The following is a 19,679-nucleotide window of genomic DNA, read 5'->3' as shown; positions in this document are numbered from 1 at the left end:
TTGTTAATTGTTAATCGTAAATGGCATTCCAGAATATGGTTTTGCATATTCATCTTCAAGACTTCCGTTAAGGACATAGGCCTCTAAATCTTTTCGGGTTATTTCTCCTTTTATATATTTTTCGATCATTAAACTGGCAATTTTAGCAGCCCAACGGCTTCCATAATATCCATTTTCTACAAATACGGCTATGGCAATTTTTGGGTCATCTTTGGGTGCAAAAGCTACAAAAACTGAATGATCAGTTAATTGTACTCTGTTTCCATCAATCTTTGTGAAATTCTCTGCAGTTCCAGTTTTTCCGCAAATTTCTATTCCTGGTATTTGTACACCTGCTGCAGTACCATTTGTATATACTTCATACATGCCCTCTACAACAGGTTCAAAATATGCTGCGTTTATAGTTGTTTTCTGGAGGTCAGTAAATATTTTTGGAATCGTATCAACATCCCCAATTTTCTTAATTACGTGTGGTTTTTTATACCACCCGCGGTTCGCAATTGCCGCAGTAAAATTTGCCATTTGGATAGGTGTTAATAATACTTCTCCTTGACCAATAGCATTAGAAATAGTGGCAGTAGCATACCAATTATTATTTGGGTAAATAGAATTGTAGGTCTTAGAACTTGGTATTTTTCCACGTTTACCTATTGGAAGGTCATATCCCATATAATCTCCCAATCCAAAACTTAATAGATGATTTCGCCAAGTATCGATTCCTTCTTGTGGAGTGTCGTATTTTTCGATGATTCTCCTGTATACAGTACAAAAATAAGCGTTACAAGATTTTGCTATCCCACCTTGCATGCTTAACGGGCTTTTATGTGCGTGGCAGCCCAATTTTCTGCCTTTAGATCCATAATAATATCCACCTCTACAGGAGACCGTTTCTGAAGTTGAGATTACTCCTTCTTGTAAAGCAATAAGTGCGTTCAAGGTTTTAAAAGGTGAGCCAGGAGGATATTCAGCCAAGAGCCCTCTATCGTATAAAGGTATTGCAATGCTATCATAGGCCAGTTTCGTATAATTTTTAGATCGATCTCTACCTACTAATAAACCAGGATCAAAGTTAGGAGCAGTAACAAGTGCTAATATTTCTCCGGTTGTGGGTTCAATAGCAACAATGCCTCCACGTTTGTTAATAAACAAATCTTCTCCATACGCCTGTAGCGCACTATCAATAGTGAGTGTGATGTCTTTACCGCGTTGCGGAAGCGTGTCAAAAACACCTTCTTTGTAACTGCCAATATCACGATTAAACCTATCTTTTTGAATGTACTTTACACCTTTTGTTCCTCTTAAAACAGCTTCGTATTGTTTTTCAACCCCAGTCATTCCAATGATTTCACCCATTCTATAATCTGGGTTTTTATTCAGGATGTATTGATTTACCTCTGCAATATAGCCCAAAACATTTGCGGCGTGTTTGGTTTGATAATCACGTAAAGAGCGTTTTTGAATGTAAAAACCTTCATATTTATATAGTTTTTCTGAAATAGAGGCGTATTCTTCTTTGGTCAATTGAGGGATAACTGGTGAAGCGAGTCTTGGTGAATACACCCTAGCTTTTTCTAATCTATCAATAAACTCTTCTTTTGAAATTTTCAACAAACTGCAAAATTCGAGGGTGTCTTTAAGTTTTACTTCCCTTGGAATCACCATCACATCGTAAGAGGGCTGATTTTGAACCATAAGGGTATTATTGCGATCAAATACATAACCACGTTGAGGATAGTCATAAATTGTCTTTACCGCATTATCCTCGGAAAGTTTTGCAAAAGAAGTTTCATAAATCTGAAGATAAAAAAGTCTGCCGGCAAATGCAAAGCCAGTAATTAATACCAAAAAAATAAGCAAAAATTTTCTCATACATAGTATTTTCTAGTACCGGGATTAATCAGTTTTGTTTCTGCTAAATAATAACAGTGAACAGAGGATTAATAACAAACTTAACATTCCTGAAAATAACGTAGCTTTTAGTACCAGAAGTATGCGTGCAGTGCTAAAAATTTCTAAAGAAAACAAAACAATATGATGCAGAAATATCATTACGGCTATATACAAGAGGCGTTCGGCGAACTTAACTTTATTAAGTTTTATAGCATTGTATTCATAACTAACCCCAAAAGAGAACTTTAAAATTAATGGCCTTATATACGCAATGAAAACACTGGCTGCCGCATGTACTCCACCAGAATCACTAAAAACGTCTACCCCAAGACCCAATAAAAAGCTTAGAAAGATTAATAAAGACTTATTGCCTGTAAATGGGTATAATAGAATAAAAATAATATAGAGATAGGGATTAATGTATCCAATGAAATTGACGTGATTAAGCACCAAAACCTGGAGGAATAGTAGTCCTAGAAACCGAACGCCATTTATGAAAATTTCGTTATTCTGCATCGTTTAGCTCTAAATTTTCAATTTCTTCCCTATTGGGATTGCTAATGATATAGACATGGTTTAGGTTGGTCATATCATTAAATAATTTTATTTGTAACGTAAAGGTGTCATCACTTCTTACGGCAAAGTCTTTTACTGTGCCAATTAGAATTCCACGTGGAAATATAGCTGAATTTCCTCCAGTAATAATAGTGTCTCCTACAGCAACAGGTGCGAGCTTAGGAATTTCGGTTAATTGTACAATATTTGGGTTTTTTGCGTCCCAAACTAGGAATCCAAAATGGGTGGATTTTTTTAATTTTGCATTAATCTGACTATTTTCGTTTAATATGGATTGTACCCGAGCATAATTAAAGCTTACCTTATTTACAATTCCTACTAATCCTTTTGAAGTTATAACACCCATATCTGATCGAATCCCTTCATTCTCTCCACTGCTTAGTGTAATGTAATTTCGTGTTTTTGAATAATTATTATTGATGACATTAGCACCCAAAAAATCAAAAGAACTGGGAAGGATCAATGTGTCCAAAGCAGGTATTTTTTCGCGTATATCTAGGCTTCTAATTTGGTTTCTTAAGCGACTATTTTCTTCTAAAAGGATAGTGTTTTGAGTTCGAAGACCAAAATAATTGGTAATATCAGATTTGATAGAATACAAACCGCCACTTAGAAAATTAGTAGAACTTACCAACGAACTGTTATGAAAAGAATGTGATTGTACGGTAATCAAAAAGGAGATGCTAAATAAAAATGCAAACAATAAAAAGTTTTTGTTCTTGATAAAAAAATTAATTATCTGCTGCATAAAGCTCTATACTGCCTCAACCGAGCCCCATAAAAAATGAAAACTCAAAATGAATACCTTAAAATTATAAAAAGTTTATTTTATAAGAACACTCTTAAACTTAGCTAAGTTTTTTAGTGTAATCCCTGTGCCTCTAACCACGGCTCTCAACGGGTCTTCAGCAATATAAACTGGTAAATCTGTTTTTTGAGAAAGTCTTTTGTCAAGACCACGTAGCATAGAGCCACCTCCTGCAAGATAAATACCAGTATTATAAATATCTGCAGCTAATTCTGGTGGAGTTTGCGAAAGGGTTTCCATAACAGCATCTTCTATACGCAGTATCGATTTGTCTAAGGCTTTTGCAATTTCGCGATAGGTTATTTGGACTTGCTTGGGTTTTCCAGTTAGTAAATCACGACCTTGAACTGACATTTCATCTGGCGGAAGTTCTAAGTCTTCAGTTGCAGCTCCAATTTGTATTTTTATTTTTTCCGCTGTGCGATCACCCACATATAAATTGTGTTGCGTTCGCATATAATAAACAATGTCGTTTGTAAATACGTCTCCAGCCACTTTAACAGATTTGTCACAGACGATACCTCCCAATGCTATCACGGCAATTTCAGTAGTTCCACCTCCTATATCAACAACCATATTTCCTTTAGGTTGCATGATATCAACACCAATACCAATAGCTGCTGCCATAGGCTCGTGAATAAGGTATACTTCTTTTCCGTTTACACGTTCTGCGCTTTCTTTTACTGCGCGCATTTCTACTTCAGTAATACCGCTTGGAATACAAATTACCATGCGCAATGATGGGGTGATCCACTTTTTTTTGAGCGCTGGGATGTCTTTGATGAACATATTGATCATCTTTTCACTAGCATCAAAATCTGCTATTACGCCGTCTTTTAAAGGGCGAATAGTTTTAATGTTTTCGTGCGTTTTTCCTTGCATCATAGCAGCTTCTCGTCCTACTGCAATAATTTTGCCTGTTGTACGATCACGCGCAACAATGGATGGTGCATCCACAACCACTTTATCGTTATGAATAATAAGCGTGTTTGCAGTTCCTAAATCTATGGCTATTTCTTCTATGAGGAAATCAAAAAATCCCATGTAGTGTAATCTGTATTATATTGTTTATGTTCAGCCTTGTGTATAACAAATGTACTAATTTTTAATGCTTAAAATGGCGTGTTCCAGTAAATACCATAGCGACTTTATTTTCATTGCAATAATCGATGCTTAATTGGTCTTTTATCGAGCCTCCGGGTTGTATTACTGAAGCGATTCCTGCTCTATTTGCAATCTCTACACAATCTGGAAATGGGAAAAAAGCATCGCTCGCCATAGCCGCTCCTTTGAGATTAAATCCAAAATGAGTTGCTTTGTCGATGGCTTGAGTTAAAGCATCTACCCGAGATGTTTGCCCTGTTCCACTTGCGCACAATTGCCCATCCTTTACTAACACAATTGTATTGGATTTAGTGTGCTTACAAATTTTTGAAGCAAAAATTAAATCTTTTAGCTCTTGTTCGTTTGGTTTTGTTTTTGTCGCGTGCGTTAAATTATCTGCACGATCTGTAATAGTGTCTTTGTCTTGTACTAAAGCTCCGTTAAGACAAGTGCGAACTGTTGTCGAAGGAAGTTTTGCTTCTTTTTGAATTAATAATATTCTGTTTTTCTTTCCTTTTAATATTTCAAGAGCTTCTTCTGAAAAAGAAGGGGTAATTACCACTTCACAAAACAGTTTGTGGATTTCTGAAGCTGTGGGAGCGTCAATTTCAGTATTGCTAATTAAAACCCCTCCAAATGCTGATTGAGGATCTCCCGCTAAGGCATCTACATACGCTTGATGAATGTTCTCGCGTTGTGCAATACCGCAGGCGTTATTATGTTTTAAAATAGCAAAGGTGGGTGCGTCATTTTTAAATTCGCTCATCAAATTCACGGCTGCATCAACATCTAATAAATTATTGTAGCTTAATTCTTTACCATGCAACTTGTCAAACATAGCATCAAAATCTCCAAAAAAGAATCCTTTTTGATGCGGATTTTCTCCGTAGCGCAATGTTTGCCCTTTGGTTTCGCTTACTTTTAATGCAGTAATACTGTGGTCTGCATTAAAATAATTAAATATTGCAGTGTCGTAATTTGAAGAAACATTAAAAGAAAGTGCCGCAAAGTATTTTCTAGTGGCTACCGAAGTTTCTCCGCTATTTTCTGAAATAACATCTAAAAACTCATCATAGTTTTCCATCGAAGAAACGCAAATGGTGTCTTTGAAGTTTTTTGCAGCAGCGCGTATGAGTGAAATTCCACCAATGTCAATTTTTTCAATAATATCTTGCTCTGAAGCACCACTCTTAACAGTTTTTTCAAATGGATATAAATCTACAATCACAGCATCCAATTGTGGGATGTTAAATTTTGCCATCTCGCGCAGGTCATTTTCATTTTCTTGGCGATTTAAAATTCCGCCAAATACTTTAGGGTGTAATGTTTTTACTCTTCCGCCTAAAATTGAAGGATACTCTGTAACATCTTCTACAGGAATGACATTGATTCCTAAATCATTAATAAATTTTTGTGTTCCACCAGTACTATAAATAGTGACGCCTAGTTCGTTTAGCTTTTTAACGATTGGTCCTAGTCCGTCTTTATGAAATACCGAAATTAATGCTGATTTAATTTTTTTATGATTGCTCATGAAATACTTTTTACGATGAAAATTTGTGAGCGTAAAAATACATAAACACCCTACATTTATGTAACAAATGTTAACAGTTTGCGTCCTACTTTTCATAACTTTATAAAATGAAATTTTAGTCGAATGCTTTTTAGCTATTTAAATCGGAAATATTCATTGAGTGCTAACCTTTTTTACGTAACATTATGCTTATTTATCTTAGGGTATTAAGAGAAAGTTTCAATTTCGCCATAAGTGCGCTAGTCAATAATAAGTTGCGTACTTTCTTATCGTTGCTTGGTGTGACGATTGGGATATTTTCAATAATAGCAGTACTTGCCGCAGTTGACTCTTTAAAGCAAGAGATTGAAGGAAGTATAAGTTCTTTGGATAATAGTACTATCTATCTAGGTAGGTTTTCTTTTGGACCAACAGATGTGCCAAGATGGAAGCGCCAACAGTTTCCAAATGTAAGTTTTGAAGAATATAAATTAATTCAAAGTTCAGTTCCTAACATTGAAGCAGCATCATACACATTAAACGTAAGAAATGAAATTGTAAAATATGAAGATAAAACGGTTAGTAATGTTGAAGTAAATGCTGTGACCGAAGGATATTATGATATCGAGTCTTTAAAAATTGCACAAGGAAGGTTTTTTAATGAGTCTGAATCTAACAGTGGTTCGCCGGTAATAGTTCTAGGAGATGAGATTGCAGTAGCACTTTTTGGAAGTGGAGAGGCAGCTATTGGAAAAAGATTGAGAATGTACGGTCGTAAATTCTCAGTTATTGGAGTTTTAAAGAAAGAAGGGAGCGGGCTTTTTGGAGGTTCAAAAGATACATCGGTGTATTTGCCGGTAAATGTTATCCGAAGAATTTTTGGAGATAACAATAATTCCTTAGTTCCATTTATTGTAATCAAGCCAGAAAAAGGAATCGATAACGATGAATTTATCGCATTACTTTCCCAAAAGCTACGAATGACCAGGGGCATAAAAACAGATGAGATTGATACTTTTTTTGTAAACCAATTACAAGGTTTTGCAGATGCTATTGATGATATAACAGGCAACCTTAATGTTATGGGATTAATAATTAGTTTGTTTTCTTTATTAGTGGGTGGTTTTGGTATCGCTAATATTATGTTTGTAAGTGTGAAGGAACGAACAAACTTAATAGGAATTCAAAAATCACTGGGAGCAAAGAATAAATTCATACTGTTTCAATTCTTATTTGAGGCTGTTATTCTTGCAGTAATAGGTGGATTAATAGGATTAGTTTTGGTGTTTATAGTTTCGGTAGCTGCAAACGCAGGCTTTGAAGATTTTGAGTTTGTACTTTCCCCAACAAATATGTTTATCGGCACCGCGATTTCAGCAGCCATTGGTTTAATTTCAGGTATTTTACCTGCTATCTCGGCATCGCGATTAGATCCTGTGGAGGCTATAAGAACTGGCATGTAAAAATAGTGTGGTGGACAAAGTTTAAAAAATAAATCTCAAATCATAAAATACAAATTGGGATTTGGGATTTTTATTCTTGCAGAGAACAAAAATTTATAGAATTGATGCCACTTTTTCACAAATCCACTCTAAGAATCGCTCATCTTCAGAGGAAAATGGATCTGCTGTTTTGGAATCTATATCTATTTGCCCAATATTTTTACCGTTTTTAATGATAGGAATTACAATTTCAGCTTTAACACTAATACTGCAAGCTATATAATTGTCTTGAGCTTTAACATCGGGCACTACAAAATTAGAATTGGAAACTGCTACTTGCCCGCAAATCCCTTTCCCAAAAGGAATTACAGTATGGTTCGTTTCTTCACCTACATATGTTTTTAAATGTAAAGTTTTTGATTCGTGGTTCGCAAAATAGAATCCCACCCAGTCATAATAGGACACAGTTTCTTTGAGTAAAACACAAACCTGATGCAGTCGTTGTGTAACTTCTTCATCAGTATTTAGGAGTGTTTTTTGTATTTGGGCTTGTAATTTATTGAAAGGCATTTTATTGTAATGGTTCGTTATGTATTAGTATTCCGTTACCTGTCTTCTTGTTTGAGCTCACAACTCATCTCTCACGGCTAATAAACAAAAGTATTTAAAGCAATGGTCTTTAGCAATCACAAATGGTTTATTTTTGTTTTAATTTAACACTCTTTTTTGAAAGCACTACTCGTAAAATATAAAAATGTAATTCGGTTTGTCACACTCTTTATAGGGACTTACATTGGACTAAGTTTTTTGTATTCTAGTTATCTAAAACACAGTGCTACCAATGGAAACACTCCTGATCCAATCACACAATTAGTAGCAAAACAGTGCAGTTTGGTGTTAGAAAGTATAGGTTATGATGCGCAATTATTCCCGCACGGTGAGAAGCCCCAAATTAATTTAATCGTTGAAGGTAGGTTCATTGCCTATATTATTGAAGGGTGTAATGCAGTAAGTATTTTTATTTTATTTCTCGCTTTTGTGATTGCATTTGCTAATAAATTTAGACAAACTCTATTATTTGCAATGGCTGGGATTGCTTTAATATATGCCGTAAACATTTTAAGGATAGTCATGCTTACCATCGCATTATATCGCTATCCCGAGTATAGTAGTTTTTTGCATGGTGTAGTTTTTCCGGCATTAATCTATGGGATGGTTTTTATACTATGGATGGTTTGGGTTCGAATTTTAAAGAAACAAACCAATGCATAGATTTTTAAAAATAGTTGCGGTTTTAATCGCGGTAGTTGGTCTTGTGTTAGTTCGTTCTTTTGAAAACGAAATGTTCTACGATCCGCTATTGATTTTTTTTAAAACAGATCACACCATCGAGGCATTACCTGCCATGCAACACATAAAATTAGTGCTTTCTACTTTAGTTAGATTCTTAGTGAACTCAGGGCTTTCACTTCTGATTTTATGGTTTTTATTTGATAAGGTTTCGATTCTTAAATTTTCAGCGATGCTCTATTTTTTATTGGGAGCTACTCTTTTATTGGTTTTTGCATTGCTTATTAACTATGATACTGAAGCCCCTCATATCGCGATTTTTTACGTGCGTAGATTTTTAATTCAGCCTTTATTTTTACTTATTTTAGTACCTGCATTTTACATTCAAAACAGAAAATAGAACGCCTGTATTTTATATCTTTGTTACCCTAAAAGAAACAAGATGCAAACTATAAAACTAGGTATATTATTATTGTCGATCTCAATACTAACGTCGTGTAAAAACAATACCGAACCTGAGGTTAAAACTGTAGATACTAATAATCCGTCGGCCACTACTGAGGAGGCAGAAATAACGCCCACTTTTTCAGACAAAACTATAGCTGCAGTCTATGCAGATTATGATCTGCTAAAAAAAGCGCTCGTATTAACTAGTGCTGAAAAGGCTTCAACTGCTGCAGAAAAATTAAAAACTTCTTTACTTAATGCAAACGCTACAGAAGTTACGGTTATGGCGGTTCAAATTGTTATAGATGCAAAGGATGTTGAAGACCAGCGCAAAAGTTTTGTAGGTATTACACAAGCGGTTGAAAAAATGATAGAAGGTGCTATAACGTCGGGGGCTATTTACAAACAATATTGTCCAATGGCTTTTAACAATACCGGGGCATACTGGTTGAGTAGTTCTGACCAAATTAGAAACCCATATTTTGGCGATAAAATGCTAAAGTGCGGTAGAATAGATAAAGAGATTAAATAACTTATTTTTAAAGATTTCTTAGCGCACAGTTAAATTCATAAAGATTAACCTTTCATTAGCTATTTTGAATTATAGTTTTGACTGGGCTTTTCGTACTTTTGTAGCAATGCAAAAATTATTTTCTATAACATTATCTCTTTTACTACTTTTAAGTAGCAGCGGTGTGTCGTATGCAAAACATTTTTGTGGAGAGTTTGTGATGATGGAAAAGGTGACTGTTGGGCAAGAACAACTTTCTTGTGGGATGGCGATGGAAAATGATGGTTGTGAAGAAACAGAAGAAACACATTCTTGCTGCTCAAACACTTACACTGCTGTAGATACAGATGACAATTTTGCATATTCAGATTTTCAATTCAATTTGCAGCCCACTTTTGCAGCAGCTTATGTAGCTGTTTTTACATTTCAGTCTGAAAACACAAGCACTGAAAAACATGTATTTTATTCTGAATACAAACCACCCCCTTTACTAAAGGACATTCCTGTTCTTTTCGAGACGTTCCTTATTTGATTTTTTTGCCTTTTCAATATACTTCCAAGAAACCTGGAAGCATTTATTAGCGCACTAAAATTAAAATATCATGAAACAAATATATAACGTAAAGGGTATGACCTGTAACGGTTGTTTAGCTTCAGTAAAAAAACATCTTCATAGTATAGACGGAGTTGAAAACGTCGAAGTCTCTTTAGAAATCGGCATTGCCCAAATGGATGTTAATCGCATTATTTCAGTAGCCGAATTAAACAAAACGCTGCCCGAAAAATTTCAAATAACCAGTAAAGAAATCGATTCTGAAAATGTTTTTTCAAAGGAACCCGTAACGGTGTCTGAATCGAAACTAAAACGGTTAAAACCGCTCTTTTTAATATTGGGAGCAATCGTTTTAATGACTGTTGCGTCTAACCATCCAAGCTTAAAGCCAACTGAAATGATGCTCGATTATATGGGGTATTTCTTCATTGTCTTTAGCCTTTTTAAATTTCTTGATCTTCAAGGATTTGCTCAATCATTTTCAATGTATGATCCTTTGGCAAAAATATTTAAGCCCTATGCATTGGCCTATCCATTTATAGAAGTTGTGCTAGGAGTTTTATTTTTAATGAGGATTGAAGTGCCTGTTTTACTCGTCGTAACATTAGTAGTATTAGGAATAACAACCATAGGGGTTACTTTAAGTCTATTAAGTAAGAAAACAATAGAATGTGCTTGCTTAGGAACTGTTTTAAAACTGCCTATGACTCAGGCTACTTTTATTGAAAATGCCATAATGTTGTTAATGGCTGGAGTATTAATCTTTAAAACTATCGCATTATGAGAATTTTAATTTTATTGCTCTTCTTAGTACCAACAATGCTATTCTCTCAGGAAGAGATAAACGGTATTATTTTAGAAGTGGATTCCAATAACCGCGAAGTTCCATTACCTGGCGCAAACGTATTTTGGTTGGACTCTCAAATAGGAGCGGTGACAGATTTTGATGGCGAATTCAGGATTAGGTATACTTCAGAATATTCAAAACTGGTTATTAGTTATGTTGGCTATAAATCTGATACGATCACTATAAATACGCCACGGAATATTCGGCATTCATTGCAATCTAAGGGGACTTTGGATGAGGTGACTATTTCGGCAAGAATAAAAGCGTCTTCTCGTTCTTTTCTTTCCGCAGAAAATGTGATTAATGTGAGTCAGGCCGAGTTATTAAAAGCAGCCTGTTGCAACCTTTCTGAAAGCTTTGAGACCAACCCGTCCATCGATGTTAATTTTGCAGATGCTATTACTGGTGCACGTCAAATAAAAATGTTGGGTCTTACCAGTCCATATACTTTAATTACTACAGAGAACATTCCTAGTATTAGAGGAGCTGGACAGGCTTTTGGCCTCAGTTTTATTCCTGGTACTTGGGTAGAGAGTATACAAATTACTAAGGGTGCGGGAAGCGTTGTTAATGGTTTTGAAAGTATTGCAGGACAGATTAATGCGGAGCTGGTTAAACCTGCAACAGATGATAAATTCTTTTTGAATGCCTACGGCGCCCTTAACGGAAGGTTTGAACTAAACACCCACGTTAATACGAAAGTTTCAGATAAATGGGATACAGGTTTGTATGTTCACGGAAACTATCGTGGCGTGAAGAATGATATAAATGAAGATGGTTTTTTAGATACTCCCTTAATGGAACAAATTAATATAATGAACCGTTGGCAATACTCCAATACCAAAACTGGAATTGTAAGTTTTGTGAATTTCAATTATATGAATGACTCAAAACAAATTGGTCAAACTAGTTTCAACCCTGACATAGATCGTGGTACCATGAATGTTTGGGGAGGAGAGATTGACACCCAAAAATATGGGGTTACAGCAAAGTTAGGCTATGTGTTTCCTGAAATTCCATATCAAAGTATTGGGGTTCAAGCAGCATATAGCAAACACGAGCAAGATTCTTATTTTGGACTTCGCGACTACACGATTGATCACGAGAGTTTCTATGCCACGGCTATGTTTAAATCGATCATTAGCGATTCAAGACATAATTTTACGACAGGTTTAAGTACTACTTTTGATAAATATCAAGAACTCGTAGAAACCACAAACTTTAATAGAATTGAAAGTTCTTATGGCGCATTCTTTGAGTATTCCTACGACGATTTAGAAGATTTGACAATGACCGCAGGGCTTCGTGCAGACAATCATAATATTCTCGGACTTTTCCTTACCCCTAGGATTCACGCAAGATACACACCTTGGGAAAATGGAGCGTTAAGAGCATCTGCCGGTAGGGAAAAAGAAGCGCCAATATATTCACTGAAAATTTAGCGCTGTTTTCTACAGCACGTGAAATTTCAATTTTAAATACAGATGGCGGAATCTATGGCTTAGATCCTGAAATTGCTTGGAATTATGGTCTTTCATTTATGCAAGGATTCACGCTATTTGAACAAAAAGGGGATATAACTTTTGATTTTTATAGAACCGATTTTCAAAATCAAGTAGTCGTAGATTGGGATAATGTAGATGAAATTCGGTTTTATAATTTAGAGGGTGATAGTTATGCTAACAGCTTTCAGGTAGAACTAAATTATAGTCTAGCCGAACATTTAGAGTTGAGAACGGCGTATAAATATTACGACGTTGAAACAGATTTTATAGATGGAAGAAACGAACGAATTTTAACGCCTTCGCATAGAATCTTTGGGAATTTAGGCTATGAAACGAACGCGAATGATAACGGACAATGGAGGTTTGATGTCACTTATAATTGGCTGGGAGCCCAACGATACGGAAATACTGATGGGAACTCGCCAGCATTTAGCAGACCAGAATTTTCGCCGTCCATTGGCACCTTTAATGCACAAGTAACAAAAGTGTTTTCTCCAGCATTTGAAGTATATTTGGGAGGTGAAAACATACTAGATGAAAGGCAAGAAAATCCAATCATCGATGCGGAGAATCCGTTTGGTTCAAATTTTGATAGTACATTTGTGTATGGTCCTATCTTTGGACGTAATGTTTATTTAGGTCTGCGATTTAAAATACAGTAACAATTTGAAATTTTCAATATTAAAAAATATCGCCTCCCATTCAAAGGGGAGTGGCATTTTAAATAGATTTATAAACTAAAAAAACAAAAAAGATGAAAAAGTTATTAATAGTAGCATTAATTGCACTAACGGGATTTTCGGTGCAAGCCCAAAACAAAAATGCAAGGGCAACCATGGATGTAGACGGTATTTGCGGAATGTGTAAAGTAAGAATTGAAAAAGCCGCTATAAAAACCAAAGGTGTAAAAAGTGCTGTTTGGGACATAGAGAGCAAGCAATTGAGTCTTATTTATGATGAGCGTAAAGCGAGTCTTACATCCATAAGCCAAAGTGTTGCTCAAGTTGGTCACGATACGAAAGAAATTACAGCCACAGATGAAGCATATAACAGTGTTCACCCCTGTTGTTTATACAGGAATGAGGATGTTATTAAAGATCATAAGGAGAACTAAGGTTATTTTTTTCAAGGATGCCTAGAAAACACTATTTCGATGCATTTTTTCAGGATGTTTTTTACTAAGCTCGTTTTGAAAATAATTATTTCGATTAATTTGCAGATATTTGTATTAAGAAAGTGACTTAGCTCTTTTTCAAGTCACTCGCCTAAAAACTACTTTCATGGCAAAAGAGATTAAAAATTTAAAGGATTTGCAGAATACAGAGTTTAGTCTGCGCAAGCTTTTTGAAGAAGCAGAAGATTTTCTTCCCTTATTGGGCACAGACTATGTAGAACTCTATGTTGGGAACGCAAAACAATCAGCGGTTTATTATAAAACGGCATTCGGTTTTCAATCTGAAGCTTACGCAGGCTTGGAAACAGGAAGAAAAGATAGTGTTTCTTATGTGTTAAAACAGGATAAAATCCGTTTGGTATTAACAACTCCTTTGACCAAAGATGGCCCTATAAACGAACATATTAATCTACACGGTGATGCGGCTAAAGTCATTGCATTATGGGTAGATGATGCGACAAAAAGTTTTGAAGAAACTACAAAACGTGGGGCGAAACCATTTTTAGAACCAACCCGTGAAGAAGATGGCGATGGTTATATCATTAAAAGTGGAATTTACACCTACGGCGAAACAGTGCATATGTTCATTGAGCGTAAAAACTATAATGGTCTCTTTTTACCAGGTTTTACCAAGTGGGAATCACACTACAATCCAGAACCGGTTGGTTTAAAATTTATCGATCATATTGTTGGAAATGTGGGTTGGGGCGAAATGAATAAATGGTGTGAGTTTTATGCAAAAACAATGGGTTTTGCACAGATCATTAGTTTTGCAGACGACGATATTGCAACAGATTTTACTGCTCTTATGAGTAAAGTAATGAGCAATGGAAACGGAAGAATAAAATTCCCAATTAATGAACCAGCAAAAGGAAAGAAGAAATCTCAAATTGAAGAATATCTTGATTTTTATAATGGTGCAGGAGTGCAACATTTAGCCTTAGCAACAGACGATATTGTAGCGACAGTTTCACAAATGCGTGATAGAGGTGTAGAGTTTTTATATGTTCCTGATACGTATTATGATGATGTATTAGAACGCGTGGGTGAAATTGATGAAGATATTGAAGTGTTAAAAAAACACGGAATTTTAATAGACCGTGACGAGGAAGGCTATTTATTACAACTATTTACAAATAACGTCCTTGATAGACCCACTATGTTTATTGAAGTGATCCAACGAAAAGGAGCACAATCTTTTGGAGTAGGTAACTTTAAAGCTCTTTTTGAAGCTATTGAAAGACAGCAGGCTAGGAGAGGAACTCTTTAGAAGTTATTGAGTTCAGAGTTTTGAATTCAGATTTAAAAAATAATGGAGCCGCTATTTATAGCGGCTTTTTTTGTCTAAAAAGTGATTTTAGCGCCTTGTATTGATGACATTTGAATAATAGTTTGACGCGTTTAAAAGTTTTAGTAGTTATTTAGTAGCCTAATTAGTTTTCTTTTTTTTCCAAACCTTAAACTTTGATTTTTATTCTGATGGAGCTGTATTCAATTAGTGATTGGACGCGGTTCTTTCATTTTTGAGTAATAGCTATTTAAAAAACAATTTTAGAGATTGGTTTTTTCGATGGAAATAAAGTGTTTAAAATTTTAAAATAACGGTACTTTATAAAAAAATATAATGAAAATTTCTGAAATTATTAAAAGTCGAAGATCAGTCTTTCCTGCTCAATACAATAAGGAGCCAATCACTAAAGAGGAGCTCATACTTCTATTAGAAGCTGCAAACTTTGCCCCCACTCACAAGAGAACAGAGCCTTGGAGATTTAAAGTTTTGCAAGGTGAGGCTAAAGCCTCGCTCGGATTTTTTCTAGCGGAAAAGTTTAAAGAAACGGCGGAAACCTTTTCAGAATTTAAATACAAAAAGATAAAGGAAAAACCTGCTCAGTCCGCAGTTGTAATTGCTATATGTATGCAGCGCGATCCCAAAGGGCGGATTCCAGAATGGGAAGAAGTAGCGGCTACCGCCATGGCAGTTCAAAATATGTGGTTAACAGCGCACGAACTAAAAATCGGTGCGTATTGGAGTAGTCCAGAATTGATTAAACATATGGACTTGTTTTTTGACCTTGCTGAAGGCGAAACATGTTTAGGTTTTTTCTATCTAGGAAAATACGATGGGATTTTAGAAGAAGGCTCTAGAAACTCTTCGATCGAAGAAAAAACGGAGTGGTTGTAATTCAAATATTTTTCTCTACTTTCATTTTGCTGCTTCCCCCAGTATCTATTTAGGTTTAACGAAATTAAGAATATTCTTATGTGTTTAGGGGAAGGTTAACTTTGCTTGTAAAATTTAAGTAAAACAATGTTGTTGATTTTCTAAAACTTGGAAGGGGTTCTTGTTACTAAAACAACAACTCAGAATTCACTACTACTTTATAAATAAAGATTCCTAAATAAACCATGGTAGCCATAAATTTGACAAACGTAGAGGCTAAAAAGCCTAAAAAAGAACCAAAGGCAGCTTTAACAGCAACATCACCTTGAGTTTTATTAAAAGCGACCTCACCTATAAAGGCTCCAACAAAGGCACCTATTAAAATGCCAAAAGGAATAGGAGCGATGATGCCTACGGCCAGCCCAATCATAGTTCCATAAACACCAGCTTTGCTGCCCCCATATTTTTTAGTGCCAAGAGCGGGAATTATATAGTCTAAAATATAGAGAAGTATTGCTACTATACCCGTGATGATAAGAAAGGTCCAGTCAATTTCTAATTTTGGCGAAAGGTATAAGGCAACAAGACCAAGCCAACTTACGGGCACTCCTGGGAGGACAGGCAAAAAACTTCCTATGATACCCACAAGCATCAAAATAAATCCCAAAACAACAAATAGTATTTCCATTTAATAATTGATTAGCATCAATAAGACGTCGGTTTTGCTCATTTGTTACATATTACAACTAAATAATTAGTTTAACTAATTATTTAGTTGTAATTTTGTGATATAATAAACACAGTACATTAAAAATCGCACATCGAAATGAAGCAATTAACAAAAGCCGAAGAAGATATTATGCAAGTCCTTTGGGATTTGGGTGAGGCAAACGTGGCATCCATCAACGAGAAATTCCCCGAACCAAAACCTGCTTATAATACAGTTTCTACCATTGTACGTATTCTTGAGAGCAAAGAGTTTGTGGGGTATAGAAAAGAGGGTCGTGGTCATATTTACTATCCATTGGTCCCCAAAAGTGACTATAGTAACCAGTCTTTAAATAAATTAGTAGACAGTTATTTTCAAGGTTCGTTTAAGAGTATGGTGTCTTTTTTTATGAAGAAAAATGATATTTCGATCAAAGAAATGGAAGCGATCCTTAAAGAAATTAACAAGAAAAAATAAATAAAACAGCTATGTTACATTATATTATTCAGGTTCTTGCGTTTCAGTTGCTGTTTTTGATGGCTTATGATTTATTTCTTAAAAAGGAAACATTTTTTCAATGGAATCGCGTGTATCTTATTGCTACTAGTGTATTGTCTTTTGTGGTTCCGTTTTTAAAAGTGGGCGCTATTAGCCGTGCTATTCCACAAGAATATATGGTACAACTTCCTACGGTACTACTGGGAGATTTGAGCACATCCTCCTTTATGACACAAGGAGAAGAAGTGTTTATTTCCACTCAAAATGCAATAACCTTTTGGAACTTTTCTGAAATACTTTTAACAATCTGGGGTGCAGGAACGGTCATTGCTACTGGATTATTAGTTTTCAAAATCTACAAGGTTTCGAAATTGAAAAAGAAAGGGATTCTGTCTGAGACTAAGGGAATAAACATTGTGGTACTGCCGGAAACTGATGTTGCTTTTTCATTTTTAAACACCGTGTTTATTGGTGCTCAAATTTCAGAAACACACAGAAAAGATGTGCTTCTCCACGAGGAAATTCATATTAAACAAAGGCATACCTTGGATTTACTACTTTTTGAATTATTGAGAATTGTTGCTTGGTTTAATCCACTGGTCTATGTCTTTCAAAATAGAATGGAAGCACTCCATGAATACATAGCAGATAGTGGTGTTGCAAAACAAAAAGAGGACGTTAGCTATTATGAAACCTTACTCGCACAGGTTTTTAAAACAGAAAAAATCTCATTCATCAATACATTTTTCAATCACTCATTAATCAAAAAACGAATTATCATGCTACAAAAATCAAAATCAAATCGTTTGTTTCAGTTAAAGTATTTAGTATTAATTCCAATGGTGTTTGGGATGCTTATTTATACGTCTTGTACTAGTGAAACTTCGGTTTCAGAAAACAATTCGCTCACAGAAAAAATCGCGGATCTCACTGCAGAAATTGAAATTAAAGAAACAATGACCAAGGAGGAGAGACAGGCTTTTGTTTTACTTGTTAAAAAAGCTACAATGAAGAAAATAGGTTTAGTTGATAAAAACGGTAAAGTTGAATATAATACTAACTTTGACTACATTGAAGATAAACTAGAGATAGAAGGAGGTCTAAAACTTAAAACTATGGGCGTGCCTTTTGGGGTTATTGATAAAGCGCCAACTTATCCTGGATGCACTGGAACAAATGCTGAACTAAAAAAATGCCTTTCACAAAGCCTTTCATCGTTTGTAGGTGAAAACTTCAACACCAAGGTTGCTCCCAAAGAACTAACAGGTGCGCAACAAATTTATGTTCAATTTATGATCGATACAAATGGAGAAGTTTCAGATTTAAAAGCAAGAGCACCACACCCATCATTAAAAGAAGAAGCACTGCGGGTGGTTTCGAGCATACCTACTATGCAGCCGGGAGAACAGGATGGAAAACAAGTGGGGGTGCTATATTCGCTGCCTATTAAGTTCGAAATAAATGAATAAATTTTTAATTGTAATACTACTAATCTGTTCTCTTAAAGCCGAAGCACAACCTGTTTCGGCTTTAGCTGCGGGTGATAGTTTGTATGCTATTGGCGATTATCAAAGAGCCATAGAAAAGTTCGAAATTGCAGGCGAAGGCCTATCAGTAAAATATAAATTGGCGAAGGGTTATGAGGCGATTGGAAATGATTCTAAAGCGCTCACTATTTATGAAAATATTGAAAAAATATACCCCGATGCTACCATTGCCAAAACTGCATACGGAAAGTTACTGTATGGCACTTCAAGATATCCCGAGGCAAAAAATATCTTTATTGAGTTAATGATGAAAAACCCAATCAATGCGAATACTTCTTACTATTTGGGACTTATTGGTGAAAAGCAAAATGACACACTTTCACTTAAAAATTTCAAGCAAGCCTATTATCTAAATCCTCAATATAGCGACGCCTTATATAAAATTGCAATCCATTACGTTTCAAAACAAAAGTTCAAAAATGCCAAAGAATGGATTGAAAAGGGATTACAATTAAATACAAAAAGCACCCGCTTTTTAATCTTAGAAGGACTTTCAGCATATTATAGAAAAGAATACCACGATGCCATCGCGGCATTTACAAAAACCGTGGAGCTTGGTAAACGCACAGAGCAAGTTCATAGTTGTTTGGCGGTGAGCTATGCGAAAACTTATCAGTATCAAAAGGCGGTGGATGAATTTTTGATACTTATTTCAGAATACAATGCTCAAAACGCCGGCTATCATTATAATATTGGCAAATGTTATATGGGCTTGGATGAATTTGAAAAAGGACGTGGCCACGTAGAATTGTCTATTACCATTCAAGATGTTTCTTTACATAATGAATACATGACTTTGGCTGCGAGTTATAATCGAGAGAAAAAATTTAAAGAAACCATTCAGTATTTAAAACTGGCGATTGAAGAAGATCCTAAAAGCGAGAAAGCAATTTACGAGCTTGCAGTGGCTGCAGATAATTATTACAAAGACGACACCCTTGTGTTGAGCTATTATCAAAAGTATATAGATGTTTTTAATATCAAAGGTATTTATTATGACTTGGCTTTGAGAAGGGCGATCGATCTAAAGGCAGAAATTCATTTTAAAGGTAAATAATAGCGATAGGCAAAGCGGTTTTAATTTTGTATTTTTCAGGAGATTAG

At 35.3% G+C, this 19,679-nt stretch carries 21 protein-coding genes; 14 read left to right on the top strand and 7 right to left on the bottom strand.

Annotation, left to right across the window (positions count from 1 at the left end; genetic code table 11):
* Positions 1 to 3 precede the first annotated feature (3 nt).
* From mrdA to purH, 5 genes are all read right to left on the bottom strand, one after another.
* Complete coding sequence (mrdA, locus tag ABXT67_RS03170) at positions 4 to 1,869, bottom strand: penicillin-binding protein 2 (RefSeq protein ID WP_415375840.1); 1,866 nt, start codon at positions 1,867 to 1,869, stop codon at positions 4 to 6.
* 24 nt (positions 1,870 to 1,893) lie between these two features.
* On the bottom strand, positions 1,894 to 2,406 hold the full coding sequence (locus ABXT67_RS03165) for a rod shape-determining protein MreD (RefSeq protein ID WP_415375839.1): 513 nt from the start codon (positions 2,404 to 2,406) through the stop codon (positions 1,894 to 1,896).
* Positions 2,396 to 3,214 carry a rod shape-determining protein MreC gene (gene mreC / locus ABXT67_RS03160; protein WP_415375838.1) on the bottom strand — a complete coding sequence of 273 codons (819 nt, stop codon included), beginning with the start codon at positions 3,212 to 3,214 and terminating at the stop codon, positions 2,396 to 2,398. Before mreC ends, ABXT67_RS03165 begins: the two co-directional genes overlap by 11 nt.
* Before the next feature lie 75 nt (positions 3,215 to 3,289).
* Positions 3,290 to 4,318 (bottom strand): rod shape-determining protein, encoded by a 1,029-nt coding sequence (locus ABXT67_RS03155; protein WP_415375837.1) that lies wholly within the window; start codon positions 4,316 to 4,318, stop codon positions 3,290 to 3,292.
* A 61-nt stretch (positions 4,319 to 4,379) separates the two neighbouring features.
* Positions 4,380 to 5,912 carry a bifunctional phosphoribosylaminoimidazolecarboxamide formyltransferase/IMP cyclohydrolase gene (gene purH / locus ABXT67_RS03150; RefSeq protein WP_415375836.1) on the bottom strand — a complete coding sequence of 511 codons (1,533 nt, stop codon included), beginning with the start codon at positions 5,910 to 5,912 and terminating at the stop codon, positions 4,380 to 4,382.
* Positions 5,913 to 6,097: 185 nt separating this feature from the next.
* Between purH and ABXT67_RS03145 the strand changes: the two genes are divergently transcribed.
* Positions 6,098 to 7,354, top strand: a complete 1,257-nt coding sequence (locus ABXT67_RS03145) for an ABC transporter permease (RefSeq protein WP_415375835.1) — start codon at positions 6,098 to 6,100, stop codon at positions 7,352 to 7,354.
* A gap of 93 nt (positions 7,355 to 7,447) precedes the next feature.
* Here the strand turns inward: ABXT67_RS03145 and ABXT67_RS03140 are convergent, their stop codons facing one another.
* Positions 7,448 to 7,903: a GAF domain-containing protein gene (locus tag ABXT67_RS03140; RefSeq protein WP_415375834.1), complete on the bottom strand. Its 456-nt coding sequence runs from the start codon at positions 7,901 to 7,903 to the stop codon at positions 7,448 to 7,450.
* A 156-nt stretch (positions 7,904 to 8,059) separates the two neighbouring features.
* Here ABXT67_RS03140 and xrtF point away from each other — a divergent pair, with 156 nt between their 5' ends.
* The 10 genes from xrtF (at position 8,060) to ABXT67_RS03090 (ending at position 15,842) form a co-directional block, all read left to right on the top strand.
* Positions 8,060 to 8,605, top strand: a complete 546-nt coding sequence (gene xrtF, locus ABXT67_RS03135; RefSeq protein ID WP_415375833.1) for an exosortase family protein XrtF — start codon at positions 8,060 to 8,062, stop codon at positions 8,603 to 8,605.
* Positions 8,598 to 9,023: an exosortase F system-associated membrane protein gene (locus tag ABXT67_RS03130; RefSeq protein ID WP_415375832.1), complete on the top strand. Its 426-nt coding sequence runs from the start codon at positions 8,598 to 8,600 to the stop codon at positions 9,021 to 9,023. The genes xrtF and ABXT67_RS03130 overlap by 8 nt, the downstream gene beginning before the upstream one ends.
* Before the next feature lie 42 nt (positions 9,024 to 9,065).
* Positions 9,066 to 9,602: a DUF3347 domain-containing protein gene (locus ABXT67_RS03125; protein WP_415375831.1), complete on the top strand. Its 537-nt coding sequence runs from the start codon at positions 9,066 to 9,068 to the stop codon at positions 9,600 to 9,602.
* Between the two features lie 106 nt (positions 9,603 to 9,708).
* Positions 9,709 to 10,113 carry an HYC_CC_PP family protein gene (locus ABXT67_RS03120; protein ID WP_415375830.1) on the top strand — a complete coding sequence of 135 codons (405 nt, stop codon included), beginning with the start codon at positions 9,709 to 9,711 and terminating at the stop codon, positions 10,111 to 10,113.
* Positions 10,114 to 10,183: 70 nt separating this feature from the next.
* Positions 10,184 to 10,918, top strand: coding sequence for a heavy-metal-associated domain-containing protein (locus tag ABXT67_RS03115; protein ID WP_415375829.1), 735 nt, complete (start codon positions 10,184 to 10,186; stop codon positions 10,916 to 10,918).
* Complete coding sequence (locus ABXT67_RS03110) at positions 10,915 to 12,423, top strand: TonB-dependent receptor (protein ID WP_415375828.1); 1,509 nt, start codon at positions 10,915 to 10,917, stop codon at positions 12,421 to 12,423. The genes ABXT67_RS03115 and ABXT67_RS03110 overlap by 4 nt, the downstream gene beginning before the upstream one ends.
* Before the next feature lie 98 nt (positions 12,424 to 12,521).
* Positions 12,522 to 13,148, top strand: a complete 627-nt coding sequence (locus tag ABXT67_RS03105; protein ID WP_415375827.1) for a TonB-dependent receptor domain-containing protein — start codon at positions 12,522 to 12,524, stop codon at positions 13,146 to 13,148.
* Positions 13,149 to 13,240: 92 nt separating this feature from the next.
* The gene (locus tag ABXT67_RS03100) at positions 13,241 to 13,600 is read left to right on the top strand and encodes a heavy-metal-associated domain-containing protein (RefSeq protein WP_415375826.1); all 360 of its coding nucleotides are present in this window, start codon (positions 13,241 to 13,243) and stop codon (positions 13,598 to 13,600) included.
* Positions 13,601 to 13,766: 166 nt separating this feature from the next.
* Positions 13,767 to 14,930, top strand: coding sequence for a 4-hydroxyphenylpyruvate dioxygenase (gene hppD / locus ABXT67_RS03095; protein WP_415375825.1), 1,164 nt, complete (start codon positions 13,767 to 13,769; stop codon positions 14,928 to 14,930).
* A 354-nt stretch (positions 14,931 to 15,284) separates the two neighbouring features.
* Entirely contained in the window at positions 15,285 to 15,842 is a 558-nt protein-coding gene (locus ABXT67_RS03090; protein ID WP_415375824.1) for a nitroreductase, read from the top strand.
* Between the two features lie 166 nt (positions 15,843 to 16,008).
* Here ABXT67_RS03090 and ABXT67_RS03085 read toward each other — a convergent pair whose 3' ends face one another.
* Positions 16,009 to 16,509, bottom strand: a complete 501-nt coding sequence (locus tag ABXT67_RS03085) for a DUF456 domain-containing protein (protein WP_415375823.1) — start codon at positions 16,507 to 16,509, stop codon at positions 16,009 to 16,011.
* 138 nt (positions 16,510 to 16,647) lie between these two features.
* Between ABXT67_RS03085 and ABXT67_RS03080 the strand changes: the two genes are divergently transcribed.
* From ABXT67_RS03080 to ABXT67_RS03070, 3 genes are read left to right on the top strand one after another with little or no spacing between them, the layout of a single operon-like run.
* Positions 16,648 to 17,007, top strand: a complete 360-nt coding sequence (locus ABXT67_RS03080; protein WP_415375822.1) for a BlaI/MecI/CopY family transcriptional regulator — start codon at positions 16,648 to 16,650, stop codon at positions 17,005 to 17,007.
* 11 nt (positions 17,008 to 17,018) lie between these two features.
* Positions 17,019 to 18,497 (top strand): M56 family metallopeptidase, encoded by a 1,479-nt coding sequence (locus tag ABXT67_RS03075; RefSeq protein ID WP_415375821.1) that lies wholly within the window; start codon positions 17,019 to 17,021, stop codon positions 18,495 to 18,497.
* The gene (locus ABXT67_RS03070; protein WP_415375820.1) at positions 18,490 to 19,632 is read left to right on the top strand and encodes a tetratricopeptide repeat protein; all 1,143 of its coding nucleotides are present in this window, start codon (positions 18,490 to 18,492) and stop codon (positions 19,630 to 19,632) included. Before ABXT67_RS03075 ends, ABXT67_RS03070 begins: the two co-directional genes overlap by 8 nt.
* The last annotated feature ends 47 nt before the right edge of the window (positions 19,633 to 19,679 follow it).

The sequence above is a fragment of the Patiriisocius sp. Uisw_017 genome (genome assembly GCF_047731265.1).
Classification (GTDB): domain Bacteria; phylum Bacteroidota; class Bacteroidia; order Flavobacteriales; family Flavobacteriaceae; genus Patiriisocius.
This window is presented reverse-complemented; position numbering and strand designations above follow the sequence as displayed.